This is a genomic window from Candidatus Poriferisodalis sp., assembly GCF_965215815.1.
Lineage (GTDB): Bacteria > Actinomycetota > Acidimicrobiia > Acidimicrobiales > Poriferisodalaceae > Poriferisodalis.
Window position 1 is genome coordinate 1,062,955 of sequence record NZ_CBDCEO010000013.1, and the last position, 24,275, is coordinate 1,087,229.

26 protein-coding genes and 3 tRNA genes are annotated in these 24,275 nt (G+C 65.5%); 10 read left to right on the forward strand and 19 right to left on the reverse strand.

Annotation, left to right across the window (positions count from 1 at the left end):
- Positions 1 to 34: 34 nt before the first annotated feature.
- Positions 35 to 523 carry a DUF2017 family protein gene (locus ACOOHB_RS14830; protein ID WP_420445597.1) on the forward strand — a complete coding sequence of 163 codons (489 nt, stop codon included), beginning with the start codon at positions 35 to 37 and terminating at the stop codon, positions 521 to 523.
- A gap of 94 nt (positions 524 to 617) precedes the next feature.
- Positions 618 to 690 (forward strand) — tRNA-Glu (locus ACOOHB_RS14835).
- Between the two features lie 19 nt (positions 691 to 709).
- Here the strand turns inward: ACOOHB_RS14835 and ACOOHB_RS14840 are convergent.
- From ACOOHB_RS14840 to ACOOHB_RS14870, 7 genes are all read right to left on the reverse strand, one after another.
- Positions 710 to 1,456 (reverse strand): transposase, encoded by a 747-nt coding sequence (locus tag ACOOHB_RS14840; protein WP_420446916.1) that lies wholly within the window; start codon positions 1,454 to 1,456, stop codon positions 710 to 712.
- Positions 1,457 to 1,523: 67 nt separating this feature from the next.
- Positions 1,524 to 1,703, reverse strand: a complete 180-nt coding sequence (locus ACOOHB_RS14845; protein WP_420445598.1) for a hypothetical protein — start codon at positions 1,701 to 1,703, stop codon at positions 1,524 to 1,526.
- 438 nt (positions 1,704 to 2,141) lie between these two features.
- Entirely contained in the window at positions 2,142 to 2,384 is a 243-nt protein-coding gene (locus ACOOHB_RS14850) for a hypothetical protein (RefSeq protein ID WP_420445599.1), read from the reverse strand.
- 29 nt (positions 2,385 to 2,413) lie between these two features.
- On the reverse strand, positions 2,414 to 2,740 hold the full coding sequence (locus ACOOHB_RS14855; protein ID WP_420445600.1) for a hypothetical protein: 327 nt from the start codon (positions 2,738 to 2,740) through the stop codon (positions 2,414 to 2,416).
- A 463-nt stretch (positions 2,741 to 3,203) separates the two neighbouring features.
- A complete protein-coding gene (locus ACOOHB_RS14860; RefSeq protein WP_420445601.1) occupies positions 3,204 to 4,595 on the reverse strand; it encodes an ATP-binding protein in 1,392 nt (463 codons plus the stop codon).
- The gene (locus ACOOHB_RS14865) at positions 4,592 to 5,311 is read right to left on the reverse strand and encodes a response regulator transcription factor (protein WP_420445602.1); all 720 of its coding nucleotides are present in this window, start codon (positions 5,309 to 5,311) and stop codon (positions 4,592 to 4,594) included. Before ACOOHB_RS14865 ends, ACOOHB_RS14860 begins: the two co-directional genes overlap by 4 nt.
- 67 nt (positions 5,312 to 5,378) lie before the next feature.
- Positions 5,379 to 5,936 (reverse strand): NUDIX hydrolase, encoded by a 558-nt coding sequence (locus tag ACOOHB_RS14870; protein ID WP_420445603.1) that lies wholly within the window; start codon positions 5,934 to 5,936, stop codon positions 5,379 to 5,381.
- 74 nt (positions 5,937 to 6,010) lie between these two features.
- Here ACOOHB_RS14870 and ACOOHB_RS14875 point away from each other — a divergent pair, with 74 nt between their 5' ends.
- The 5 genes from ACOOHB_RS14875 to ACOOHB_RS14895 all read left to right on the forward strand — a co-directional run bounded on the left by ACOOHB_RS14875 (position 6,011) and on the right by ACOOHB_RS14895 (position 9,668).
- Positions 6,011 to 7,096, forward strand: a complete 1,086-nt coding sequence (locus tag ACOOHB_RS14875; protein ID WP_420445604.1) for an LLM class flavin-dependent oxidoreductase — start codon at positions 6,011 to 6,013, stop codon at positions 7,094 to 7,096.
- A 72-nt stretch (positions 7,097 to 7,168) separates the two neighbouring features.
- The gene (rpmB, locus tag ACOOHB_RS14880; RefSeq protein ID WP_420445605.1) at positions 7,169 to 7,405 is read left to right on the forward strand and encodes a 50S ribosomal protein L28; all 237 of its coding nucleotides are present in this window, start codon (positions 7,169 to 7,171) and stop codon (positions 7,403 to 7,405) included.
- Complete coding sequence (rpmG, locus tag ACOOHB_RS14885) at positions 7,405 to 7,569, forward strand: 50S ribosomal protein L33 (RefSeq protein ID WP_419930576.1); 165 nt, start codon at positions 7,405 to 7,407, stop codon at positions 7,567 to 7,569. The genes rpmB and rpmG overlap by 1 nt, the downstream gene beginning before the upstream one ends.
- 58 nt (positions 7,570 to 7,627) lie before the next feature.
- Positions 7,628 to 8,893, forward strand: a complete 1,266-nt coding sequence (locus ACOOHB_RS14890) for a winged helix-turn-helix domain-containing protein (RefSeq protein ID WP_420445606.1) — start codon at positions 7,628 to 7,630, stop codon at positions 8,891 to 8,893.
- A gap of 49 nt (positions 8,894 to 8,942) precedes the next feature.
- Entirely contained in the window at positions 8,943 to 9,668 is a 726-nt protein-coding gene (locus ACOOHB_RS14895; RefSeq protein ID WP_420445607.1) for a GIY-YIG nuclease family protein, read from the forward strand.
- A gap of 46 nt (positions 9,669 to 9,714) precedes the next feature.
- Here the strand turns inward: ACOOHB_RS14895 and ACOOHB_RS14900 are convergent, their stop codons facing one another.
- Positions 9,715 to 10,500 (reverse strand): hypothetical protein, encoded by a 786-nt coding sequence (locus tag ACOOHB_RS14900; protein WP_420445608.1) that lies wholly within the window; start codon positions 10,498 to 10,500, stop codon positions 9,715 to 9,717.
- A 134-nt stretch (positions 10,501 to 10,634) separates the two neighbouring features.
- On the reverse strand, positions 10,635 to 11,684 hold the full coding sequence (locus ACOOHB_RS14905) for a DNA methyltransferase (RefSeq protein ID WP_420445609.1): 1,050 nt from the start codon (positions 11,682 to 11,684) through the stop codon (positions 10,635 to 10,637).
- 199 nt (positions 11,685 to 11,883) lie between these two features.
- Between ACOOHB_RS14905 and ACOOHB_RS14910 the strand changes: the two genes are divergently transcribed.
- Together ACOOHB_RS14910 and ACOOHB_RS14915 are read left to right on the forward strand one after the other, a co-directional pair.
- Positions 11,884 to 11,958: transfer RNA gene (locus ACOOHB_RS14910), tRNA-Asp, on the forward strand.
- Between the two features lies 1 nt (position 11,959).
- Positions 11,960 to 12,032, forward strand: a tRNA-Phe gene (locus tag ACOOHB_RS14915).
- A 41-nt stretch (positions 12,033 to 12,073) separates the two neighbouring features.
- Here ACOOHB_RS14915 and ACOOHB_RS14920 read toward each other — a convergent pair.
- Genes ACOOHB_RS14920 through purL form a run of 4 tightly spaced genes read right to left on the reverse strand, consistent with a single transcriptional unit; the run spans position 12,074 to position 18,511 of the window.
- On the reverse strand, positions 12,074 to 13,495 hold the full coding sequence (locus tag ACOOHB_RS14920; RefSeq protein ID WP_420445610.1) for an NAD-dependent malic enzyme: 1,422 nt from the start codon (positions 13,493 to 13,495) through the stop codon (positions 12,074 to 12,076).
- 47 nt (positions 13,496 to 13,542) lie between these two features.
- On the reverse strand, positions 13,543 to 14,640 hold the full coding sequence (gene purM / locus ACOOHB_RS14925) for a phosphoribosylformylglycinamidine cyclo-ligase (protein ID WP_420445611.1): 1,098 nt from the start codon (positions 14,638 to 14,640) through the stop codon (positions 13,543 to 13,545).
- Entirely contained in the window at positions 14,637 to 16,184 is a 1,548-nt protein-coding gene (gene purF, locus ACOOHB_RS14930) for an amidophosphoribosyltransferase (RefSeq protein ID WP_420445612.1), read from the reverse strand. Before purF ends, purM begins: the two co-directional genes overlap by 4 nt.
- Positions 16,181 to 18,511: a phosphoribosylformylglycinamidine synthase subunit PurL gene (gene purL / locus ACOOHB_RS14935; protein WP_420445613.1), complete on the reverse strand. Its 2,331-nt coding sequence runs from the start codon at positions 18,509 to 18,511 to the stop codon at positions 16,181 to 16,183. Before purL ends, purF begins: the two co-directional genes overlap by 4 nt.
- Positions 18,512 to 18,573: 62 nt before the next feature.
- On the opposite strand from purL, the gene ACOOHB_RS14940 reads away from it, so the two are divergent.
- Entirely contained in the window at positions 18,574 to 18,975 is a 402-nt protein-coding gene (locus ACOOHB_RS14940) for a hypothetical protein (protein WP_420445614.1), read from the forward strand.
- A gap of 61 nt (positions 18,976 to 19,036) precedes the next feature.
- Here ACOOHB_RS14940 and purQ read toward each other — a convergent pair whose 3' ends face one another.
- The 6 genes from purQ to purD all read right to left on the reverse strand — a co-directional run bounded on the left by purQ (position 19,037) and on the right by purD (position 24,269).
- Positions 19,037 to 19,735 carry a phosphoribosylformylglycinamidine synthase subunit PurQ gene (purQ, locus tag ACOOHB_RS14945; protein WP_420445615.1) on the reverse strand — a complete coding sequence of 233 codons (699 nt, stop codon included), beginning with the start codon at positions 19,733 to 19,735 and terminating at the stop codon, positions 19,037 to 19,039.
- A complete protein-coding gene (purS, locus tag ACOOHB_RS14950; protein ID WP_420445616.1) occupies positions 19,732 to 20,004 on the reverse strand; it encodes a phosphoribosylformylglycinamidine synthase subunit PurS in 273 nt (90 codons plus the stop codon). The genes purQ and purS overlap by 4 nt, the downstream gene beginning before the upstream one ends.
- Positions 20,001 to 20,906, reverse strand: coding sequence for a phosphoribosylaminoimidazolesuccinocarboxamide synthase (locus ACOOHB_RS14955; RefSeq protein WP_420445617.1), 906 nt, complete (start codon positions 20,904 to 20,906; stop codon positions 20,001 to 20,003). The genes purS and ACOOHB_RS14955 overlap by 4 nt, the downstream gene beginning before the upstream one ends.
- A gap of 49 nt (positions 20,907 to 20,955) precedes the next feature.
- Complete coding sequence (gene purB / locus ACOOHB_RS14960) at positions 20,956 to 22,386, reverse strand: adenylosuccinate lyase (RefSeq protein WP_420446917.1); 1,431 nt, start codon at positions 22,384 to 22,386, stop codon at positions 20,956 to 20,958.
- A gap of 7 nt (positions 22,387 to 22,393) precedes the next feature.
- Complete coding sequence (purE, locus tag ACOOHB_RS14965) at positions 22,394 to 22,840, reverse strand: 5-(carboxyamino)imidazole ribonucleotide mutase (protein WP_420445618.1); 447 nt, start codon at positions 22,838 to 22,840, stop codon at positions 22,394 to 22,396.
- Between the two features lie 172 nt (positions 22,841 to 23,012).
- Positions 23,013 to 24,269 (reverse strand): phosphoribosylamine--glycine ligase, encoded by a 1,257-nt coding sequence (gene purD, locus ACOOHB_RS14970; protein WP_420445619.1) that lies wholly within the window; start codon positions 24,267 to 24,269, stop codon positions 23,013 to 23,015.
- Positions 24,270 to 24,275: the final 6 nt, after the last annotated feature.

Genomic DNA, 24,275 nt, shown 5'->3' on the forward strand with positions numbered 1-24,275 from the left:
GGCCGACTGTCGGTGGCCCGACAAAGATGACCTCGTGACCGGAACGCGTTTTGGAGCTCGCGGATCCATGGTGAGCGTGCATCTCGCCGATTGGGAGCGGCGACTCCTTGCCGAGATGGTGGGAGAGCTGCGCAGAAACTTGCTGGATCACACGCCAGCACGCGACGGCGGGGACGGCTTGGATCCATCGCTCCGGCGCCTGTTCCCGCCGGCTTACCTGAGTGATCCCGATCGCGACGCCGACTACCAGCGCCTCATGCGCGACGAGCTGCTAGCCGAGCGGCTCGATCACCTCGATCTGCTTGATGGCACGCTTGAAGCTGATCACCTCGACGACGCACAGCTGACCGCCTGGGTGCAGGGTCTGAACGAGCTGCGCCTGGTCCTCGGCACCCAGCTCGACATCGCCGAGGAAGATGACTCGACTGAGGTCGACCCGCACGATCCCGGCCAGCGGCCGCGCCTGCGGTACCACTACCTCGGGGGCCTGCTCGCCGAACTCATTGACGCGGCGCACCGCTGATCGCGGCGGTGTCCGTGCAGTGCCCGCGCAGTGTGCTTGACGTGTCCCCGAAGTCGTGGGCCCCAGACGGCTCCGGCCTAGCCTGAGACGCCCGGCCCCCATCGTCTAGCGGCCTAGGACACCGGCCTTTCACGCCGGCGGCACGGGTTCGAATCCCGTTGGGGGTGCTGCAGATCCGCGACCGCGTCATGCGCACGAGGTTGTAGCTGGCGGCGCTGAACTCGTTCGGGGGCTCTTTGCAGCATCTGCATGGCGGTGCCGCGCTCCGCGTAGCCGTCGGCTTGGGTGAGCTCGGCGTCGACCCTGAGCCCGTTGCGGTTCTCGATCAAAACTCGAGCAATACCGGCGCAGCCTGGCGCGGTGCACCACCGCAGCGAAGAACCGGTCACAGATCTCGTGATCCAACAAGCGCTGCCGGTTCTTGGAGAACGTCGAGGGGTCGAAGGCGCGCTCGTCGATGCGCATCCCCAAGAACCACTTGAACAACATGTCGTAGCTCAGCCGCTCACAAAACGCCCGCTCCGAACGGATCGAATACAGCGCCCCTGACGCCTTCGCTGGGGCAATCACCGCACCCGATCGCCACGGGCCGCACAGCGCTCCACACGGGCAACCTGCGCCCCACGATGGCACCGCCCCAACGCAGCGTCGCTCAGGTACCGGCGACGGAGTCACCCGTGCTACCAGATTGTGGCCAGCGACCAAATGCCTGCATGGATGAGCCCCTCGCCGGTCCCTGCCCCGAAGCGCTGATGGCGGGCGGTGCCAAACGGCCCGTGAGTGATGCTCGGCACCCGCCCCTAGGCCCTCTCCGGACCGACACGGCGACCGCGAAGGGGCCCCCGCAGCCGCGCTGTGCGGGCCGCTGGAGCGCCGCTGCGGCCTCGCGGGCAACAATGCCCCCGCCCGAAGGGGAGCGCCCCACGGGCGCACAACGGCCCGCAGCAACCCAACAGCGCCGATCCGCTAGCACAGGTGACCCACCCGCACGTGCGCTCGATTAGTCCCGGTCTGTCGCCTTCGCTGTCTCGCGGCGGCGCAGTCGCATTCCCCGCACCGTGTAGAACGCCATGCCTGCAATGCCGATGGCCAAGCACGACAGCGAGACGGCCCGCGTAACCAGTGCCACGCCGCCGCCCATCTCGGTCAAAGTGATCGTCGCCATGCCGACCGCGGTCATCACAACAAGGAACCTGGTCACAACAAACAGCCTGCGGAACCCTCACTGTCGTGCTGGCGGCGTGTGACGCTGTGCCGTCGTCATGGTTTCAGGGATGGTTTCAGGGTATTCGCCGCGCTCATCGACAGGCCTCCGTTTCGCATTGCTCGCAACGTCAGCGATCATGGAGCGACGATATTCCTCAGTACGGCTGACCCCCTCGCCGGTACCTGCCCGGAAGCGCTGACGGGCGGTGCCATCGCCCCGCGAGTGAACGTCGATACCCACCCCCGCGGCCCTCCCCGGCCCTACACGACGACTGCGCTGTGGTTCCAGCGGCGCTGTGCGGACCGCTAGAGCACCGCTGCGGCCCCGTCCGAAGAGGAGCGCAGAACGGCCCGCAGCAGCCCAACAGCGCCGATCCGCTACCACGGGTGAGCCATCCGCACGAGCGCTCGATCAGGCCCAAACTGCCGCCTTCGCTGTCTCCCGGCGGCGCTCTCGCCTCGTGAACCTCACATACGACACGATTGCGAAGGTCAGTACTGCGCCCCACGCGGCCGTCACCAGCACAAAGCTGCCTGATTGGTGCACAGCGCGCCACAAGGGAGTCGACGCCGTGCCGGCCGCGGTGGCCACAACAAAGAACCTGAGGAACCAGCGCTGTCGTGCTGGCGGAGTGTGGCACTCTGCCGTCGCCATGGTTTCAAGATATCTCTCGCTTGTGCGGGTCATTGGCCTAGGCGAGCGAGGGACGCTTGGCATCGTGCTGTGGCCGACTCTCGACTGCCTTGGTACTGAGTGACGAAGACACCGTTCTCATAGAGGTTGACCTTTCCGAGATGGGGCAGCCCGTACTGCGCGAATGACTCCCACGGCGTGCAGTAGTTGCCGGTCGAAGTCTCAGGTTCGGCGGGCGGTGATGCTTGGTCGCCGCCGTCGTCGGAATCGCCGTCGAAGTCGTCATCGTCCGCATTGCGGCCGTTCTCAACCCGACGATGGCGAGGAACCCCGCGGCCGAAGCCAACGAGGTACCTCTCCGTGCCAAGCCCAGTCAAACCATGCCTAGCTTCGACTGCCGAGCCGTGCCGAGAACGTCGGCTCTACCGGACTGCCGCCTTCGCGGCCATGCGCCTGTTCTTGGTCCAGCCGTAGGCAAGGATCAAGACGGCGATGCCCCCGAAGGGTGCGCCGTAGACCCACCACGACCAATCCGTGAGCCATTCTATGAGATTTCCTATTACGGCCCCGGTTAGAACGCCTGCCCAACCCCAAGAGTCGCGCTTCTTTTGCGGCGGAGTCAGCGTCTTGCTGTCAGCGCTCATATTCTCAGGGTATTCCGCGGCGCTCATGCCGTTGCCGTCAGAATAACGACGAGATTGCCAGCGGGTTCGATCCTGCGAACGCTTCTCGTACGCTGGCGTCCTCCGGCTCGCCTTCCTCCGGCTCACCCCCCTCTTGACCTTCCTCTTGGTCTTCCTGCCGACCTAAATCCAAGCCGCGATGCGGGAGCCTTGACGTTCAGCCAGTGTCGGCAGGGGGCGATTCGGGCTCGAGCGCGAGCGGGAGGCGGAGTTCGACAGTGGCTCCCGGGCCTTCGGTGTCGATGACGGCCACGGAGCCCTCGTGGGTGCGAGCGACATAGTCGACAATGGACAGCCCGAGGCCCGAACCGGGCTGCGAGCGGGCCTCGGGAGCCCGGTAGAAGCGTTCGAAAACCACCTCCCGCAGGGCGGGGTCGATTCCGGGACCGCGGTCGCACACTTGAACGATCGCCAGTCCTTCGCGATGGGCAACGCTGATCTCGATGGGCTCGCCGGGCGGTGACCACTTGAGGGCGTTGTCGATGAGGTTGCTGATGGCACGCTCCACCAACGCCACGTTGACCACCACCTCACACGACTCAAAGTCGGTCACGAAGTCGACCTCGGCGCGACGACGGTGCCGGTCCACCACCGAGGCCGCAATGTCGACGAGATCGACTGGCGTCGGCTCGCCCTGCGCACGCTGATCACTGGCCAACTCGACGAGCTCGCCCACCAGCTCGGTGAGCTGATCCAGCTCGAACTGGACATCGTCAAGCATCCGGCGGCGCTCACTGGAATCGAGCACCGCGGCCACCCCATCGGAGTCCTGTGTGGCTTCGGCACGCGACAGCAGCTCGATATTGGTGCGAATGCTGGTGAGCGGCGTCCGAAGTTCGTGGCCAGCATCGGTCACCAACCGTTGTTGTTGGGCGCGCGACAGGGCAAGCGCTTCAAGCATCGCGTTAAAGCTGCGCGCCAGCTCGCCCAGCTCGTCGTCACGCTCGGGCTCGATGGGCTGGTCGAGATCCTGGGTTTGTGCGACGTTCTGTGCCGCGGCCGTCAGTCGACGCACCGGGCCCATCGCGCGGCCAGCCACAAGGAAGCCCAGCAAACCCGCGAGGGCGACGCCAGCGATCGCCACTACTGCGAGCGCCTCACGCACTCCGTGGGCGTAGTGGTCGAACTCGCTCAACGGTCGGGCGACCATGAGTGCTCCTCGTGGCCCCAGCGAGACCGTCAACACGCGGAGCCTCACCGTGTCGGCGGCGACATCGGCGGAATGAGTCTTCGCTTGGCCCGTGGCGACCTCAAGGTCGCCGCGCGAGACCGGAATCACGTCATCGGAGATGTATCTCACCGTGCCCTTGGGACCGATCACCTGGACCAGCACGTCATAGGGGACGTGCTTGCCAAACGCGCGAATCCCGACGCTCTGGCGAAAGCGGCCGTCAGCAGTCACCAGGACGTGTGCACGTTCCTCGAGCTGCTCGTCAATCGCCGAGCGGGCCTCGCTGCGCGCGATCCACAACATGACCCCCAACACCGCCAACACTGCGACCGCTACCGAAGCAGCCACCAACAGACTCAGGCGTGTTCGGAAGCTCACGAGTTTCTCAGGACGTAGCCGACGCCGCGCACTGTGCGGATCGGACTGTGCCCGTCAGAGCCACCGTGCACTGCGGCCAGCTTGCGGCGTAGGTAGCCGACGTACACCTCCAGCGAATTCGAGGCGAGCGAGGCGTCGTAACCCCAGACCGTGTCGTAGATCTCATCACGCATCAGGATGCGATCGGGGTTGCGCAGGAACAGTTCCAGCAGCTGATGCTCGGTGCGCGTCAGTGTCAACGTCTCGCCGGCACAAGTCACCTCGTAGCTGGCCGTGTCCATGACGATGTCGCCGCAGGCCAGCCGCTCATCGCCTCCAGAGGCCTCGGAGGCTGTACCCCGGCGCAGCAGCGCCCGCAGCCGTGCCAGAAGTTCGTCGAGCGCGAACGGCTTCGCCAGGTAGTCGTCGGCTCCGGCATCGAGGCCTTCCACCCGGTCCACAGTCGAGCCCCGGGCCGTCAGCAGCAGGATCGGCAACCGGCTCCCGGCAGCACGCAAGCGACGGCACAGCTCGAAGCCACCCAGATTCGGCATAGTGGCATCGAGCACCATCACGTCAGCTCTGCGGGCCAATGCCTCTCCCTCGAGGCCATCGCGACCCTCGAGCACCGAATAGCCCTCGATCTGCAGGGCGCGACGCAATGCCGCACGGATCCGCTGATCGTCGTCGACGACGGCTACCGCGGGACCGGTGCCGCCTGGCCGGTCAGGGTCCACAGCCCCATTCTGGAATCCAGACGGTGAGAATCCCATAAGAATGTCGGCGGACCCGGGCGATGGCCGCTCATCCAGCGGCGGAGTTGCGGCGACGCAGGTGCGGGATCGTGAGTACCGAGCAGGCGTCGCGCTCGATGTCGTAGCTCAGCGCCCGGACGGCATCAGCGATGTCCCACCAGGCCACCTCGTCCACTTCGCCGGGATCGCCCTTCAGCCGCTTCGGCATCTTCGCCGGCGTCATTGCGTAGAACAGCACCAGCTTCGGCACCTGATCGCTAATCAGGTAGCTGACCGGATACGGCGCCGAAGTGATCGCGCATCGCACCCCGGTCTCCTCACGGACTTCGCGCAGCGCCGCCTCGGCCCAGGTCTCGCCGCGCTTGAGGTGGCCCTTGGGCAGCGACCAGTCGTCGTAACGAGGGCGGTGCACCACCAGCACCGAACCCTCGTGGCACACCACGCCTCCGGCTGCCCGGTCCATGGGAGCGTTGGTATAGCGACCCCACTCGACGTGACGGCGGCGAGGCTTTGCCGACGCCTCGGAGGGGATGTTCTTCTGGTTCTTCCTTGCGGACCCCTTCTCCGAAGACCTCTTCTCGGATAACTCAGGCCTGTCCTGTGCCACGGTTCGTGTCTAGCGTGTCTGCGCCAGCCGCGGCGTGCTTATCAGGCCAACAGAACTCAGCACGAGGATTCATCATGGACTTAGGGATTTGTATCGCATCGCACATCGGCGACCTGGAATACGTCACTCGCGCTGAAGAGCTTGGTTACACCCACGCTTGGTTCGCGGATAGTCACATGCTGTGGTCGGACTGCTACGCCACGCTGGCACTCGCGGCCGAGCGGACCAACACGATGCAGCTCGGCACCGGCGTATCGGTCTCGGGCACTCGTCCCGCACCCGTGACGGCGGCTTCGATCGCCACCATCAACGCGCTCGCTCCGGGTCGGACGTTTCTGGGCATCGGCACGGGCAACACAGCGATGCGAATCATGGGGCACAAGCCGCAACGCATCGCCGAATTCGACCGGTATCTCGCGGCGCTGCGGCCGCTGCTGCGCGGCGAGGAAGCCGTCCATCACTTCGGCGGCACTGCCGAGCCGATCCGCCACATCATGCCCGACGCAGGATTCGTCAACTTCGACGATCCGATCCCGCTGTACATCTCCGGCTTCGGGCCGCGTTCGCTGGGTCTTGCGGGCCAGTACGGCGACGGCGCAGTCCTGTCGGTGCCGCCCGACGGCTCGGCCACCGCACGTGTGTGGGAGTTCATCGAAGCCGGCGCCGCCGAGGCGGGCCGCACGATTGACCGCAGCGACTATCTGATGTGCTCGCTCACGACCATCGTGGTGCTGGACGACGGCGAGACGCTGGCTAGCCAGCGCGAGCGCGTGTACCACGAGGCCGGAGCGTTCGCGATGGCCTCGGTGCACTACTCCTACGACCAGTACCGCCAATACGGCCGTGCTCCCGGCACCCGGCTGGAAGCCATCTGGGACGAGTACTGCGCCATGCTCGACGACACCGATCCCGAACGCATCCACCAGCGGATCCACGCCGGCCACAACTGCTGGGTGCTGCCAGAGGAAACTCGGTTCCTGACCGACGAGCTCATCAACGCCACTTGCATTGTGGGCACCGCGGAGGTGGTCACCGAGCGCCTGATGGACCTGGGAGAGCGCGGACTCGATCAGGTCATGATCCTGCCGAACTTCGACCCCCGCTACGAAGTACTTGAGCGCGTCGGCCGCGAGATCCTCCCTCAGCTACCGGCCGACTAGCACGACGATGCGCGCCGACACCTCGGTAGCCTCGTGCGCTGCTGTCAAGCCCACCCGCTGGAGATGCTGGGAATGAGCAACATCTGCCAAGTCACCGGTCGTCGGCCGCATTCGGGCTTCAACGTGTCCCACTCGCACCGCCGCACGAAGCGCTGGTTCAAGCCGAACATTCAGCGGAAGCGTTTCTGGGTGCCCAACGAGCACCGCTGGGTGTCGCTGACGATCAGCGCCAAGGGCATCAAGACCATCAACAAGCGCGGCATCGAGTCGGTGGTTGCTGACCTGCGTCGGCGCGGGGAGAAGATCTGATGCCCAAGAGCGACAAGCGGCCGGTCATCAAGCTGAAGTCCACCGAAGGCACCGGCTACACGTACTCGACGCGCAAGAACAAGACGAACACCCGCGACCGCATCGAGTTGCGCAAGTACGACCCAGTGCTTCGTCGCCACGTCATCTTCAGAGAAGAACGCTGAGCGGCGCCGGAGATTTCTGATTGCGCGCATCGTCATGCGATGCGCCGACCGGCCTCGAATGACACAAGCGCGGCCGGCGCGCCTGAGCCTGCGGGCAGCGCGGCGCCTCGCCATCGGCACCCAGGGGTTGGCGGCACCGCTGCCAGCCGGCCGTGGAGATGTTCGGCACTTGCGCACGACCATGAACCGCATGGGTCTGCTGCAGATCGACGCCGTCAGCGTGCTGGCACGTTCACACCTGCTGGTGTTGCGGGCCCGGCTCGGCGGCAGCCATGAGGCCGCACTGGGGCTGCTGGAAAGGGCGGCATACCCACGTCAGCCCGAGCGGCGCGAGCTCACGGAGTACTGGGGCCATGAGGCCTCGTTCGTGCGGGTCCGCGACTGGCCGCTGTACCGCTGGCGCATGCGGCGGGGCTCCGAGGGCGAGATGTGGCCCCTGTACGTCCGATTCGAGCGCGACGAGCGAGCGCGCATCGACGACGTCATCGGATGGCTCGCCAGCAACGGGCCTGCCACGTCTTCTGAGCTGGACACGGCAATGGGCTGGGGTCCCGGCGTGCGCGGTCCTTGGGGCACGCGCAGCAACGCCAAGTTGGCGCTGGGCTGGCTGTTCTGGGCTGGCCACGTGGGGGTGGCAGCGCGTGTCGGTTTCACACGGCGCTACGACCTGATCGAACGAGTGCTGCCCGGTGATGTGCTGGCACGCGACATCGACGAACCGGACGCTCATCGGGCGTTGCTGTGTCAGGCGGCGGCGTGTCTGGGCATTGCGACAGCCGATGATCTGATCGACTACCACCGACTGCCCAAGCGCATTGCGCGGGCGCGTCTGGGTGAACTGACCGAAGACGGTGCCTTGTGCGAAAGGGCGGTCGAGGGCTGGGACGTTCCCGCGTACGTTCCCGCAAACGTTCAGCTCGCCCGCAAGCGTTCCCGTTCTGTGCTGCTCAGCCCCTTCGATCCCCTGGTGTGGTACCGCCCGCGCGCTGAACGGCTCTTCGGGTTCCACTACCGGATCGAGATCTACACGCCCAAGGCGAAGCGTCAGTACGGCTACTTCGTACTGCCGTTCCTGCACGACGACGCCCTCGTAGCACGGCTTGACCTGCGCTTCGACCGCGAGCGCGGACGGCTCGAGGTACCCGCCGCTTGGGCCGAGCCAGGGTGGTGGCCCACCGACATCGCCGCCGAAGACCGAGCGCTCGAGGCGTTGTCCGCGGAATTGCGTGCCCTGTCGACGTGGTGCGGAGGCGCGGGTGTATCGGTGGGGCCGCGCGGCGACCTCGCGGACCGTCTCCGCAGGGCGGCCGCCTCAACCGCTTGAATTGAGAGATGACGTTTATTCGGATGACACCCGGTAAGCAGCCGTGCACATGAGCAAGGACCGCGCCGACAATCACCCCACCGACCCCGATCACGAGAGCGCCGACGAGCGATCAACGCAGTCGGGTTACGTGTACGTCGCGACCAACCCGGCGATGCCTGGAATCGTCAAGATTGGCAGCACCGCCATGGACGATCCTCAGAGTCGCATCAGTTCCCTCTTCAACACCAGCGTGCCCGTGCCCTTTGAGATGGAGTACGCAGCAGCTGTCACCGGTGACGCCACGGCAGTTGAACAAGCTCTCCACAAGGCGTTTGCTCCGCAACGCGTTCATCCCAAGCGGGAGTTCTTTGAGATTGCTCCTGAACAACCGATAGCCATCCTGCAGCTCGTCAACTCGATGGACATCACCGAGGATGTGCGGGCTGAGGTGGACGCTGAACAGTCTCCGGCTGACAGACGAGCGCGCGAACGCCTAAGGCGTCCCAGACTCGAATTCAGAGAGCTCGGCCTCGATCCGGGAGCACTTCTTGTGTACGAGAACGACGCTGGCGTACGGGCTGAAATTGTCAATGGACGTCAAGTACGGCTGCTGTCCATCCCCGACGGCAGCTACGACGGGCTGCGGATGAGCGACGACTTGTGGCACTTGTCGCCCTTGACTGCCGCCTTACTCGGCTTGGAACGCAATGTTGCCCCGACGCGCTACTGGCTCACTGAGGACGGCCGTCTTCTGAACGACGTCTACAACGAAGTCCATGGACCGGTGAATTGAGCACCACCACCGAGCACTGAGCGATCGGCGTGTTCGCGCTGCGGTGTCAATCGGATGCGAGCAGAGCGGTCAGTCGACGCAGAGTTGCCAAGACCTCATCTGCGCGCGCTGTGTTCCGCTGAACTAATGCCTCTGCCGCTTCGGAACTCAGAATCGAGAAGACCTCGTCCGGGTTGCTGTCATCCGAGTGGCGGCGCAAGAAGGCGCTCCAGTCCTGAGCTGGAATTCCGGCCAACGGCTGCCGCATCGCGTCCTTAATCCAACTGTCCATAATGCCGATTCGGGCGATTCGACCGAAATTGCTGCCACCGTCAGACACTGGCCGATCCACAGTGTGGTCTCGGCCAAGGTACGGCTCGACGCCATCCGGCATCTCAATCGTCGTTTCGCTACGGGCGTCTCGAACATGCTGCCACCAGTAGTTCCGGTACTCAGCAACGTATCGGGCTGGCCAAATGCCGGGCGAACGCACCTCTGGGCGACCAGAAACGACATTGGACAGGCACCACGGCACGACAGCAAGCAAGTCCCAATCGGTGCATGCTGTCGGCGTCACTGTGTAGCGAAAGCTCGGAACTGCTTCCTTCGCAAGCAGGTACCAACCCTTCAGCTCAATTCCCATTGCGATGTCATCGGCACCGTCGTCAGAGCGGCGGCGCAACAAGACATCGGGGAAGGTCTGGGCTTGCCGAACGAACGAATGAAGCGGCCATTCGCCCGAGGGATCCCAAACCTCCCGCATGCGATTGAGTGCCTCGACGACCTGCACCTCGATGGTCGCACCGAGGACGGTATTGAGGGCGAACAAGTCAGTGGCGTCTAGTCCCTCCATCAAGGTTGGCGAACGGAAATGGATAGGCAGCGCCCCGAGTGCATCACGTACGCGACCAGTCAACGCTGTCCGCGGATCTTCGGCGTTGAGTGCAGGCAGAGACGGTGCTTGAAGGTCGCTGCCGGGCATCACACTCACTCGGTTGCTACTTGAGTGAGTCGCTGTTCAGCTACATCGGCAAAATGCTCAATCTGCTCGGCGGCGAATGCCTGACGGCCATCCATGATCGCCGCGACGGCACCGCTGCACAATCCACCGAAGGGCTCCCAGACAGAATCGCCTGGAGCAGTCACCGCCGCAATAATGCGCTGCATGAACTCGACCGGTTTCTGGTTGAGGTGAACCGCTGCGTTGGGTCCCGGCCGGTGAACGCGAGGAGCGGAGCGTACGCCGTTGCCCTTCAACCGCTCATCTCCATGCAACGGAGGTGCCGCCCACACGTTGGTCAGCCCGTGGGCGTGAGACCAAACATGACGAAGGCGAGACCACTCCGCTGCTGTGACAGGTACGTTTCCTTCGATGCAGTAGAAGGGCGCCTCTCGCGAATCACCGTGTCGATTGGCGTAGCGCACCAGCCGTTCCATCATCTCCGGAGGGGGGAAGTACCAGAGCCAGTCCTGGGTGAGGTATTTGCGAGTCGCTGCGTTCGCGACACCGCAGGCCTCATTGGCGCGGGACAAAGGCAAACCTGCCCGCTGCCACTCGTGCCGCAGCCAGCGCTTTGCGGACATGACGCCGTCCGATGTCTCGAACTCGAGCCTGCGCCGGTAGAAGACGCACACCTCTGTCGTCACGGGGAACTGACGGATGGTGTCGCCATTCACGTTGCCTGCGATGTGACTCAACCCCTTGTCCCAGACGATGCTCTGGACGTAGTCCCATCCGGCCTCAACCAGCAGTGGATGCACGTTCGCCCAGCCGATTTCCGTATTCCAGAACCACAACGTCGTAGCTGGATGAGCAAACTTGGACCAATTCTCGATATGGGGCGCGTACCAATTCGCAAGTTCTGATGGCGTGCGCGGATCACCAGGAAACCCGCCGACACCGTACGCACCGTCGGACACGATCAGTGCAGGTCGCGGCCACTCGACGTAGACATCGAGGACATCGCCACGGTGTAGCGACCAATGCGGGCGCGCATCGTCGGACGCAGTTGGAGCGCGCGTTTGTTCGGTCGCCATGCGACCAGAATAGGCAGGGGGTGTCACCAACTCATTGCTCATTGTCAGAGGTCGCCGATGATCGCACACCGGCCACACGACGGTTGGACGACCAGATCAAAATCGGCGCTGATTGATGATCGAGGTGGCTATCGTTGCTCCCCTTGCACCAGCAGGGACCTCGGCCCCAACGCCGGTGCAAGCACACAGCAATACAGCTGGTCCCGTGGTGAAGTCTGGAGTTCACGCTGGCCTGTCAAGCCAGAGGTCGCGGGTTCAAATCCCGTCGGGACCGCGGTCGGGTAGCTCAGTTGGCAGAGCGCGCGCCTGAAAAGCGTGAGGTCACCGGATCGACGCCGGTCCCGACCACGAACTAGTGCGAGTGCAAGGCTCCGCCGCACTCGTGAGCCTCAGTTGGTGTTGCGTGTTACGCCGTCGCTGATTGCGGCCGTGGCTACCGCGTTCGCAACTGCCGGAACGACTGAGCGGTCGAACGCGGTGGGGATGACGAGATCGGGGCTGAGATCGTCGCTGGACACCGCTGCCGCGATGGCGTCGGCAGCCGCAATCTTCATGTTCTCGGTGATGTCGGTGGCGCCAGCGTCGAATGCGCCGCGGAAGATGCCCGGGAATGCGAGCACGTTGTTGATCTGGTTGGGATAGTCGCTGCGACCCGTCGCCATGACCCCGACGATGTCGGCGATGGCGTCGGGCAGGATTTCGGGATCCGGATTGGCCATCGCGAACACGATCGGCCGCTCGGCCATCGTCTCGACGTCGGCGCGCGTGACAAGGCCGGGGCCGCTTAGGCCCAGGAACACATCAGCGCCCGCCATCGCGTCGGACACCGACCCCGCCACGCGATCGACGTTCGTGTTGTTCGCCAGCCACGCCTTGGAGTGATTCAAGTCAGCGCGTCCGGGATGGATGGTGCCTTTGCGGTCGCACGCGATCACGTCACCGATGCCCGCACCGAGCAGGATCTTGGCCGTCGCAACGCCCGCGGCGCCCGCGCCCAGGATGACGCAGCGCAGATTCGCCATCTCCTTGCCGACGATGCGCGCCGAGTTCTCGAGCGCAGCCAGCGCCACCACCGCAGTGCCGTGCTGGTCGTCGTGGAACACGGGGATGTCAAGCGCGGCGCGCAGCGCCTCTTCCACCTCGAAGGCTCCGGGCGCAGCGATGTCCTCGAGGTTGATGCCGCCGAAGGTGGGCGCGAGCCGGATGACGGTCTCGACGATCTCGGCGGGCTCGTTGACGTCGAGGCAGATCGGGAAGGCATCCACTCCGGCGAATTCCTTGAACAGCAGCGCCTTGCCTTCCATCACCGGCATCGCCGCGGCGGGACCGATATCGCCGAGACCGAGCACCGCTGTGCCGTCGGTGACGATCGCCACCGTGTTGCCCTTGATGGTCAGGTCGTGGACACGCTCGGGTTCGTCCACGATTGCCCGGCACACCCGGGCCACACCGGGCGTGTAGGCCATGGAGAGGTCATCGGCATTTCGCAGCGGGATGCGGCTGACCGTCTCGAGCTTGCCGTTGGCGTGGAGCTCGAATGTGCGGTCGAGGGCTGAGATGACAGTGATGCCTTCGAGGCCGTTCACCGCCGCGCAGATCTGGGCGATGTGGGCCTCGCTGGAAGCGTCCACGACGATGTGCTGAGTCAGGGTTCCTTGCACGATGGTGAAGCCGTCGAGGCTCTGGATGTTGCCCCCGACGTCACCGATGGCCATGCACAGCCGGCCGAGCGTGCCCGGTACGTGGGCAAGCTCGACTTCGAGAGTGGCGGAATAGGCGGCGGTGGGTCGAGACCCTGCGGTGGCAGTCATCAGTGCTCCTGGCGCGGCTGCAGCGCTGGCAGGGTATTGGGCGTCGGCTAGGTATCAGGGTCAACGAGGTGGGCGGTGCCGCTACCGGGCCCGACTTCGCCGATCACCCAAGCCTCGTGGCCCGCAGCGTGAGCCGTGGCGACGCCAGCATCTGCTTGTGAAGGCGGCACAGCAACCACCATGCCGATCCCCAGGTTGAAGACGCGTTCCATCTCCGACCCCATCACCGGTCCGGTGCTGGCGATGTGGCTGAAGATGGTCGGCACCGGCCAGGTGCCGCGCCGGACCACCGCGTCGGCGGCGGGTCCCAGCATGCGCGCCACGTTGGCGGCCAGTCCCCCGCCCGTGATGTGGGCGGCCCCGCGAGCATCGCACTTTGAGAAGAGCGCTAGCACCGTCGGGGCGTAGATGACCGACGGCGCCAGCAGCTCGTCGCCCAGCGTGCGATCGGCACCTGGCCAAGCCGGCGCATCGAGCAGGCCCGGCTCGGGCGGGCTGCCGAGCAGGACGCGGCGGGCGAGGCTGTAGCCGTTGCATCGCAACCCGCCCGATGCCAGCCCAACGAGCACAGCGGGTTCCCCGGTGAGCGGTCGAGGCAGCCGCGCGCGCTCGGCGACGCCCACAGCGAAGCCAGCGATGTCAACCTCTCCTGGTGCGAGCGCATCGGGATGCTCTGCGAGCTCGCCGCCGACCAGGGCACAGCCGGCGCTGCGGCAGCCGGCCGCCAAGCCGGACACAATCGCCTCCACCACGTCAGGTTCGAGACGTCCCGCAGTGATCTGGTCGTGGAACAGCAAGGGCTGCGCGCCGAGCGTGACGATGTCGTCGACGCACATGGCCACCACATCGATCCCGATGGTGTCCCAGCGATCCAGCGCCGCGGCGATGAGCGGCTTGGTGCCGGCACCGTCGTTCGCACTCACCAGCACCGGTTCGGTGAAGCCGTCCGGCAGCGCCGTGACCGCGCCGAAGGCCCCGATGTTGCTCAGCACTTCTGGCCGGAATGTGCTGCGGGCATGCGGAGCCAATCGGCGGACCGCTTCCTCCCCGGCTGCGATGCTCACCCCTGCTGTCTCGTACGTCAACGGCCCCGTGTCGCTGGCCGCGGCGATGCCGGCAGGCGTGGCGACAGGATCGTCTGTCATCTCGCGACGGATCCCGCGGCGGCAGCCGGCTGCACGCTGCCCGTCGCGATGAGCGATCGGCTCGGCTCGCTGGCGCCGCCGCCGAACACTTCTGCTCGTGTCGCAGCGCCAATCTCGACCGGGTACTCGCCCGTCAGGCATGCATGGCAGAAACCGCCTCCCGGCACGCCGGTTGCGTCGATGAGATGGTCGAGGCTCAGGTAGGACAGCGAATCGACCCCCAAGAACTCCTCGATCTGTTCCAGATCGCGGTTCGCTGCCAGCAGCTCATCGGACGTGCCGGTGTCCATGCCGTAGAAGCACGGCCAGCGGTACGGGGGCGAGGAGATGCGCAGGTGCACCTCGGTGGCGCCAGCCCCGCGCAGCAGGTCCACTATGGATCGAGTGGTGGTGCCCCGCACAATCGAATCGTCGACCACCACGAGCCGGCGCCCGTCGATGTTGGAGCTGATCGGATTCAGCTTCGTTCGTACACCCAGCGACCGGACAAGCGGGTTCGGAGCGATGAACGTGCGACCGATGTAGCGGTTCTTGACCAGTCCGTCGCCGTAGGCAATTCCGCTGGCGCGTGCGTAGCCCTGTGCTGCGGGAATGCCCGATTCGGGTACAGGCATGACCAAGTCAGCCTCGACCGGCGCATGGGTCGCCAGGTGAGCCCCCATGCGCTGGCGTGCAGCGTGGACGTTCTGACCGGCCAGGGTGGTGTCGGGTCGCGAGAAATACACGAACTCGAAGATGCACAGGCGCGAGGACGCGCCTTCGCCAGCTCTTCCGCCGCCTGGGAAGGGCCACAGTGAGCGGCACCCGGCGGCGTCGATGATGATCATCTCGCCCGGCTGAATCTCACGCTCGAACGTTGCCCCGACAACCTCCAGCGCGGGATTCTCCGAAGCCAGCACCCAACCGCCGTCAAGGCGCCCGACGCACAACGGCCAGATGCCGTGCGGATCGCGAACCCCGATCAGGCGGTCGCGGTCGGCAACCACGAAGGTGAATCCGCCGCGCAAGCTGGGCAGCACGTGTGCCAGCGCCTCGGTCACTGCCTCGCGCTGGCGGGTGCGGGTTATCTGCGGAGTAGCGGTGATGCGCTGCGCGATCAGCTCGGCGACCAAGTCGCTGTCGCTGGTGACAACGCCGTCCAGCATCCCCGACGAGGTCGCCAGCTCTGCGGTGTTGGTGAGGTTCCCGTTGTGACCCAGGGCGAACTCGGTTCCATCGAGACCGCGGTAGAACGGCTGCGCCGCCCGCCACGAGCTCGAACCCGTTGTGGAGTAGCGGGTGTGACCGATGGCGAGGTCGCCTTCGAGGCCTGCCAGCACCCGGTCGTCGAAAGCGCTGGCCACAAGGCCCATGTCCTTGACCACCGTGATGTGCGTGCCATCGGACACTGCGATGCCGGCTGATTCCTGCCCACGGTGCTGCAGCGCGTACAGCCCGAGGTAGCACAGGTGAGCGACGGGTCCACCCGGCAGGTACACGCCGAAGACACCGCAGGCCTCGCGCGGCTTGATGAGGTCCACGCCTTCGTCGGGAGCCTCGTTCATGCCGCTGCTCCATCGATCGGCCCCGCGAACGATTGGGGCAAGGCGCCGCACCACCGGGCGACGGTGTCGGCGAGTGCAAGATCGATGTCGTAGCCGGGCTCGCCAGGGCGGCCGATCAGCACTCTCGATCCGCCGAACCGGCCAAGGCGGCGGCACTCGACGCCCGCCGACGAAGCCGCGCGCTCGAGGCGTTCGACGTCACCGGGTTCGACGGCCGCCAGGACGCGACCCGGTGGCTCTGCGAATAACGCACGGACCGCGGGCGCAGATGCTCCAAGCGGCGGGATCCGGGCTTGCACGCCGGCGCCCCCATGGCAGCACATCTCTGCAATGGCCACCCCAATACCCCCCTCAGAGACATCGTGGGCGAACCCGACGAGGTTGTCCCGCACCGTTGCGGCCACGAAGCGGGCGGTGGCGACCGCACCGGCGAGGTCGACCGCCGGCAGCGCTCCGTCTCGGCAGTGGCGGCGTTCCCATGCCCACCGGCTGCCGCCGAGCGGGATCGGTGGCGCCGAGGGGGCTTGTGCCGCGCGAATGTTGTCGGCCGCAGCCTCGGGAGCAGCCAGGAGCACGAGTTCGGTCCCAGCTTGCAAGCTGTCGGGGACCGGACGCCGCACGAGTTCAGGGTGGATACCGATCATGCACACCACCGGCGTCGGAGCGATATTGATGCCGTTGGTCTCGTTGTAGAGGCTGACGTTGCCTCCGACGACCGGCACTCCAAGCGCGTCGCAGGCTTCGGTCATGCCGTCAATGGCCTCTGACAGCTGCCACATCACCTCGGGATGCGTCGGATTGCCGAAATTGAGGCAGTTCACTAGCGCTAGCGGATCGGCCCCGACGCAGGCAAGATTCAGCGCCGATTCGATCACGACCATCGCAGTGCCCCGGCCAGGATCAGCATCGCACCAGCGATGATTTCCGTCGACCGAGACCGCGAGGCCCCGGCCGGTGGGCCTGCCTGAGCGGGGGTCACGTAGTCGCAGCAGCGCGGCGTCGTGGCCGGGACCGACGACCGTGTTGGCGAACAGCTGGTGGTCGTACTGCCGGTACACCCAGCGAGGATCCGCCAGCATCGCCAGCAGATCATCCGCGCAGTCGCCTGGGCTGGTGTCGCCGCAGCCGGTGGCTGGGTCGACGTCCCGGCGTGCGGTCAGGTCGGCGGGCGGCCGCATGGGCCGGTCATAGGTCGGTGCGTCGTCGTGCAATGTGGCGGCAGGAATCTCGGCGAGAACCGAGCCGTCGGCACCGTCGCGCACGCGCAGCATCCCGTCGCCGGTCACACGCCCGACGACCGTTGCCCTCACGTCCCACGCTTCGCAGATCGCGCGCACCTGATCAACGTTGCCCGGCGAGACAATCGCCAGCATTCGTTCCTGAGATTCCGACGTCATGATTTCGAACGGGGCCATGCCGGCTTGGCGCAACGGCACCGCGGTGACATCAACCTCCATGCCGGTCCCGCCCCGTGAAGCTGTCTCGCTCGCGGCGCAAGTCAACCCGGCGCCACCAAGGTCTTGGATTCCGCTGACGAGTCCTGCATCGAGCATCTCCAAGCACGCCTCGATGAGACGCTTCTCCTCGAAGGGATCGCCGACCTGAACGCTCGGCCGTTTGGCTGCGTCGTCGGCCCCTTCGTCGAAACCCGCTGACGCCAGCACGCTGACGCCACCAATGCCATCGCGACCCGTGCTCGCTCCCATCAGGACGGCCAAGCTGCCCACTTCGGTCGCACGACCCAAGACAAGACGCTCGGTCGGCATGGTCCCGAGTGCGGCCACATTGACGAGCGGATTGTCGCGATAGGTCTCACACGACACGAACTCACCCGCAATGGTGGGTACACCGACGCTATTGCCATAACCAGATATCCCGCTGACGATTCCCTCAGCAATCCAATTGCTTCGTGGCTCGTCAAGTGGCCCCACGCGCAAGGGATCGGCTAAGGCAATAGGTCGCGCGCCCATGGTGAAGATGTCGCGCAAGATGCCCCCGACTCCGGTCGCCGCACCTTGATACGGCTCGATAGCTGAGGGGTGGTTATGGCTCTCGATGCGCAATGCAACGGCGATCCCGTCGCCCACATCGACTACCCCCGCATTCTCACCGGGGCCGACGAGCACACACGGCGCCTCAGTTGGCAAACGAGCAAGATGCCGACGCGATGACTTGTACGAACAATGTTCGGACCACATGACTGCGTACATCGCGAGCTCGAGATGATTTGGCTCACGGTCCAGAAGTTCACAGATGCGGTTGTATTCGGGGTCAGTGAGACCGAGCGCCACATGAATGCTCGACGGAGTGGAAGGCACTGCAGTCACATCAACCAGTCATTTCAACTTTGGGGCAAATAATTGGGTTGCAAACGTGCTATACAAGCACCATGAGTGAACGAACAATGTCTGACGAGCACAAGGCTGCGATTGCTGCTGGGCGCATCGAAGCCGCAGCAGTGCGCGACTACCTTGAGGCCCTCGAAACGCATCGGCCGCGGCCAGGTCGCCGGCAGAGCACCGAGTCCTTGAATGCCAAGAAGGACGCAATCGATACCCAGATTGCCGAGGCAAAGCCGATCAAACGCCTGCTCTTGATGCAAGAGCGCCGGGACGTCGAAGCGGCTATTGAGGCGTTGCAGGTCGAACCCGATATGGCTTCTGTCGAAGAGGGCTTTGTCACCCACGCCGTCAACTACGGACAACGCAAGGGAATCCAGTACGCCACTTGGCGTGAATTCGGCGTCCAAGCAGAAATGCTGGCCCGTGCTGGAATCACACGGGGCGGCTGACACCTCAGACCGCCTCGGCCACAGCGCAAGAAGCTTGGGTCATAATACCTATTACTTTCCTTCAAGCCGGGTGGCGCTCATCAGTTTGGCAAGTGCTTGCTGCCGCGTGCAGCAACGCTTCGAGCAGTCTGTTCCCATCTGTTGACCCCAATAGCTCGGACGTAGCGCGTTCTGGGTGGGGCATGAGGCCCACGACATTGCGCGATTCGTTGCAGATCCCGGCTATGTCGTCCAACGATCCATTCGGGTTGCCGATGTATCGCATCACGACCTGGTCGTTGTCGTGCAAACGCTGCAAAGTCACGGGATCACATACGTAGTTGCCTTCGAAGTGGTTGATCGGAATGCTCAGTTCTTCCGACGGTGCCAGCCCATGCCCGAGCACATGATTCACCGAAGCCATGGCGACCTGCTGCGGTTGACACACAAAGGAGAGCCCGGCATTCGGACGCAGGGCCCCAGGAAGTAGGCCTGCTTCGGTCAACACTTGGAATCCATTGCAGATGCCAACGACGGGACCGCCAGCGCTCGCGAACGAAGCCACTGCGTCCATAATCGGCGAGAATCGAGCGATTGCTCCGGTTCGCAGGTAATCGCCGTGCGCGAATCCTCCCGGTATCACGACTGCGTCGACGCCTTGCAGCGACGTGTCGTCACTCCGCAGCAATTCGGTCTTCGTCCCCAACTCCTCCAACGCATCGAGTGTGTCGAGATCGCAGTTCGTGCCGGGAAATCGGACGACGCCGACGGTGACACTCACGAGCCGTGATCCTGCTCCGCGGCACGCAATTCGATACGGGCATCTTCGATCACCGGATTCGCCAGCAGGCGATCGCACATCTGCTCGGTCATCATCCGCGCCTCGGCCGCGTCTGTCGCCAAGAGCTCCATGCGGATGGCCTTGCCGACCCTGACTCCGCTGACGCCGTCAAAACCCAGCGCCGTCAGTGCGCGTTGGATCGTGGTTCCGGCCGGGTCGGCGATCTCAGCTCGGGGCGATACCTCTACCAAGACGTCCCAGCGCTTCATGAGGCGGTGGCTCCCGCCAACACACCTGGCCGTGCCATCCAGTCCTCGAATGACTCGCCGGTCAATGTCTCGTACGCCTCGATGTACCGAGCACGTGTGGCAACGACCACATCGACAGGCAGTGGCGGGGGCGGTGGCTCCTTGTTCCAGCCAGTGGCCTCGGTGGCATCCCGAACCGGCTGCTTGTCGAGCGACGGGGGCGTTGCGCCGGGCTTGTGGTGATCCTTGGGCCAAAAGCGAGACGAATCGGGTGTCAACCATTCGTCGGCGATGACCAGCGAGCCGTCGACGAAGCCCAACTCGAACTTGGTGTCGGCGATGATGATGCCTCGCTCGAACGCATGGGCGGCCGCAGTGCTGTACGCATCGACGCATATCGCGCGCGCGGCCTTGGCCGCTTCGGCTCCGACCAAGTCGGCGGCCGCCGCAAACGAGATATTGACGTCATGGCCATCAGTGGCCTTGGTCGAGGGTGTGAAGACTGGTTCGGGAAGCTGTTGCGATTCGAGCAACCCAGCCGGCAACGGCTCATCGTGCATCGTGCCGTGTTCCCGGTATTCCTTCCACGCCGAACCTGTGATGTAGCCGCGCACAATGCACTCGATCGGCAGCATCTCCGCCCGACGGACCAGAAGCGAGCGGCCGATCCACTCGCTCCGACGTGCGGCAGCCGGAAAGTCGGCCGGGTCGCTGGAGACCACGTGGGTCGGCGCGATGTCACCGAGCCAGTGCGACCACCACGCCGTCATGGCGGTCAGCACGCGGCCCTTGTCGGGCACTGGTTCTGTGAACACGACATCGAATGCCGAAATGCGATCACTTGCGACCATCAAGAGGTGCCTGTCGTCCACGAGGAACATCTCGCGCACCTTGCCGCGGTGGATCAACTCAAGCTCGCTCACTGTGCTCCCTTCGAGATCCAACTGTTCGGTGCGCTCAGTGCTGCGAGGCTCACAGCACCTCGCCGCCCATGTAAGTCACAGCTGCGGGGTATCGCTCCGCTACTTCGCTGGCAGCTGCCACAAAGGCATCGACCTGATCGGCAGCGCGGCCGCTGAACGAGGCCGGATCGGCGAGCGCCGCTGCGACGTCGTCGGCGTTGAGCGCCAAGGAGGGATCGGCGGCGATGCGGTCGGCAAGGTCGTTGTGGTCGGCCGTTCCCTCGCGTAGCGCCAGTGCCGCAGCGGTCGCGTGGGCACCGATGCGCTCGTGCGCTTGCTCCCGGCCAGCACCTGCCGCGACCGCCGCGGCCAGCAGGCGAGTCGTCGCGAGGAACGGCAGGTACTCGTCCAGTTCGGCTGCGACGCGCCCGGGAAACACGCCGAAGCCGTCCAGGACGCTGAACGCTGTCTCGAGTGCCCCGTCGAGTGCGAAGAAGGCGTCGGGAAGGACCACGCGCCGGACCACTGAACAGCTGACGTCGCCTTCGTTCCACTGGTCGCCCGCCAATTGCGATGCCATCGTCAGGTGTCCTCGAAGGATGGTCACCAGACCGTTGATGCGTTCGCTCGAGCGGGTGTTCATCTTGTGCGGCATCGCCGACGATCCCACCTGGCCCTCTGCGAAGCCCTCGGTCACCAACTCGTGTCCGGCCATCAGGCGCACGCTGAGCGCCAGGTTGCCCAGCGGGGCGGCGGCGCCCACGAGTGCAGCGACGACGTCGAGGTCGAGCGAGCGGGGATAGACCTGACCAGCCGAGCCCAGCACACGGGCGAAGCCCAGATCGTCGGCGATGCGGCGCTCCAGACGGTCGGCTGCTTGGGCGTCGCCGCCCAGCAGTTCGAGCAGGTCCTGCTGCGTTCCCACAGGGCCGCGCAGGCCGCGCAGCGGGTAGCGGGCGATCAGATCTTCGAGGCGTTCGGTGGCCACCAGCGCTTCAGTGCCGACGTTGGCCCACCGTTTGCCCAGCGTGGTGACCTGCGCAGGCACATTGTGGGTGCGGGCGGTCATCACGAGATCGCGGTGGGCGGTCGCCAGAGCCCCAACGCGCATGATGAACGCCGCCATCCTCTCGGTGACCAGCTGCAGCGCTGCACGCACCTGGCACTGCTCGACGTTCTCGGTGAGATCCCGCGAGGTCATTGCGCGATGGATCTGTTCGTGGCCGGCCAGCGCGCAGAACTCCTCGATGCGCGCTTTGACGTCGTGTCGCGTGACCCGCTCGCGCTCGTTGATGGAATTGAGGTCAACCTGGTCGATGACCTCGCGGTAGGCCTCCAGCGCGCCATCGGGAACGTCGACGCCGGCGTCGCGCTGGGCCTCGAGCACAGCGACCCACAGACGGCGTTCAAGAATGACCTTGTGGCTGGGCGACCACAGCTCAGCCATTTCCGCAGAGGCGTAACGCGTCGCCAGATAGTTGGGGACCTCGGCTCGGTTCACGTCAGCCTCACCGTGCACCCGCGGCGCGGAACTCTGCCAGACGGGCAGCGAGCTGCTCATCGTTCACCGCCATGATCTCGGTGGCGAGCACCGCAGCGTTGGCTGCTCCGTTGACTGCCACTGTCGCGACTGGAATGCCCTTCGGCATCTGCACGGTGGACAGCAGCGCGTCGAGGCCGTCGGCGAGGCCGCCGCTGAGCGGCACGCCGATCACCGGCAGAGTCGTGTGTGCGGCCACGACCCCAGCGAGATGAGCCGCCATTCCCGCGCCGCAGATGACGGCAGCGAAGCCAGCGTCCCGTGCTCCCGAAGCGAACTCCGCCACGGCTGCTGGTGTGCGATGGGCGCTCATCACTTCGGTGACGTGGCCGACGCCGAACCGGTCGAGCATCTCGGCGGCGGCTTCCATCTTCGGCGCATCGTTCAGCGAACCCATCAAGATTGCGACCTTCATCGATGTGCTCCCCTGAGGTGTCCTGCGCGGCGGAGGGCCCGCTGCCTGCCGGCGAAGGAGCCGGTGAATGAAACAGTGACGGGTCGATCCAAGTCTCGCCGCCCGGAGCACCCAAGAGGGAGATATCCAAGTCCGCGCTCGCAGCGCCGAATCGCACCCGCGCGCACAGCCATCAGCGGTCGCCAGCGACGAGCAGGGTTTCGGCTGCAGCGATGTCGGTGCGGTAGGTCATGCCGGGCCAGCTGATGCGTCGAACAGCTTCGTATGCCCGGTCACGAGCAGTTGCCACGTCGGGTCCGCGTCCGCAGACGTTGAGCACCCGGCCGCCTCCTGTCACCAGAGATCCTCCCGGCGCATCGGGTCCGTCCGACTCCGCGACTCCTGCGCACAACACCGTCACGCCGGGGACCTCGCGCGCGCGCTCGAGGCCTTCGATGACATCGCCGGTACGGGGTGCGACCGGATAGCCCCCGGCGGCGCAGACGACGCACACCATGGCGTCGTCGGACATGACGACCTCGTCAGTCAGCTCACCCGCTGCAGCCGACGCCAGCAATCCAGCGAGATCGTTCTCGATGCGCGGCAACGTGACCTGAGCCTCGGGATCGCCGAACCGAACGTTGAACTCCAGCAGGCGCGGCCCGACGGGCGTCAGCATGAAGCCCGCGTACAGCACACCGCGGTAGTCGACGCCCCGCTGGTTCAGTTCGGCCAGCGTTGGCTCGAAGGCCATCGCGGCCAGCTCTTCGCAGGCTGCCCGATCGACATCTGCCAGCGGCGAGACGCAGCCCATGCCGCCGGTGTTCGGCCCCGTGTCGCCGTCGCCAAGGCGCTTGTGGTCGCGCACGGCTGTGGGCAGCAGCACTGCACGACGGCCATCGCAGAGTGCGAACAGCGACACCTCGGGACCTCGCAGTCCCTCCTCGATGACGATGCGACGGCCGGCATCCCCGAACGCAGTGCCGTCCAGCTTGGCGTCGACGTCAGCGTGGGCCTCCGCCAGCTCGTCGGTGACCAGCACGCCCTTGCCTGCAGCGAGCCCACTGGTCTTGATGACGTACGGCGGGGACAGCGCCTCCAGGTAGGCATGCGCTGCTCGGCGCTGCTCCGGCTCGCCGTTGAAGGTGGCGTAGGCCGCGGTCGGCACGCCCGCAGCGCTGACGACTGCCTTCATCCACGCCTTGGAACCCTCCAGCGCTGCGCCGTCGGCACCTGGTCCGAATACCAGCCGGCCGTCTGCCCGCAGGCGATCCGCCAAGCCATCTGCCAGCGGACCCTCCGGCCCGATGACGTAGAGGTCCGCATCGATCTCGGTCGGGGGTGCCCCGGTACTCCCCGGGATGCCGGGATTCCCGGGCGTGACGACCACCTCGGTCGTTCTCCCCAAGGTGGTTGCGAACGCGTGCTCACGCCCACCTTGTCCAACCACGCAGAC

What these genes read in the sequence shown, in the direction of transcription:
- ACOOHB_RS14845 (WP_420445598.1), bottom strand. Translation starts at nt 1,703, where the DNA reads ATGACCGCGGTCGGCATGGCGACGATCACTTTGACCGAGATGGGCGGC.
- ACOOHB_RS14850 (WP_420445599.1), bottom strand. Translation starts at nt 2,384, where the DNA reads ATGGCGACGGCAGAGTGCCACACTCCGCCAGCACGACAGCGCTGGTTC.
- ACOOHB_RS14875 (WP_420445604.1), top strand. Translation starts at nt 6,011, where the DNA reads ATGGACTTAGGGATTTGTATCGCATCGCACATCGGCGACCTGGAATAC.
- rpmB (WP_420445605.1), top strand. Translation starts at nt 7,169, where the DNA reads ATGAGCAACATCTGCCAAGTCACCGGTCGTCGGCCGCATTCGGGCTTC.
- rpmG (WP_419930576.1), top strand. Translation starts at nt 7,405, where the DNA reads ATGCCCAAGAGCGACAAGCGGCCGGTCATCAAGCTGAAGTCCACCGAA.
- ACOOHB_RS14890 (WP_420445606.1), top strand. Translation starts at nt 7,628, where the DNA reads ATGACACAAGCGCGGCCGGCGCGCCTGAGCCTGCGGGCAGCGCGGCGC.
- ACOOHB_RS14895 (WP_420445607.1), top strand. Translation starts at nt 8,943, where the DNA reads ATGAGCAAGGACCGCGCCGACAATCACCCCACCGACCCCGATCACGAG.
- ACOOHB_RS14900 (WP_420445608.1), bottom strand. Translation starts at nt 10,500, where the DNA reads ATGGAGGGACTAGACGCCACTGACTTGTTCGCCCTCAATACCGTCCTC.
- ACOOHB_RS14905 (WP_420445609.1), bottom strand. Translation starts at nt 11,684, where the DNA reads ATGGCGACCGAACAAACGCGCGCTCCAACTGCGTCCGACGATGCGCGC.
- ACOOHB_RS14920 (WP_420445610.1), bottom strand. Translation starts at nt 13,495, where the DNA reads ATGACTGCCACCGCAGGGTCTCGACCCACCGCCGCCTATTCCGCCACT.
- purM (WP_420445611.1), bottom strand. Translation starts at nt 14,640, where the DNA reads ATGACAGACGATCCTGTCGCCACGCCTGCCGGCATCGCCGCGGCCAGC.
- purF (WP_420445612.1), bottom strand. Translation starts at nt 16,184, where the DNA reads ATGAACGAGGCTCCCGACGAAGGCGTGGACCTCATCAAGCCGCGCGAG.
- ACOOHB_RS14940 (WP_420445614.1), top strand. Translation starts at nt 18,574, where the DNA reads ATGAGTGAACGAACAATGTCTGACGAGCACAAGGCTGCGATTGCTGCT.
- purS (WP_420445616.1), bottom strand. Translation starts at nt 20,004, where the DNA reads ATGAAGCGCTGGGACGTCTTGGTAGAGGTATCGCCCCGAGCTGAGATC.
- purE (WP_420445618.1), bottom strand. Translation starts at nt 22,840, where the DNA reads ATGAAGGTCGCAATCTTGATGGGTTCGCTGAACGATGCGCCGAAGATG.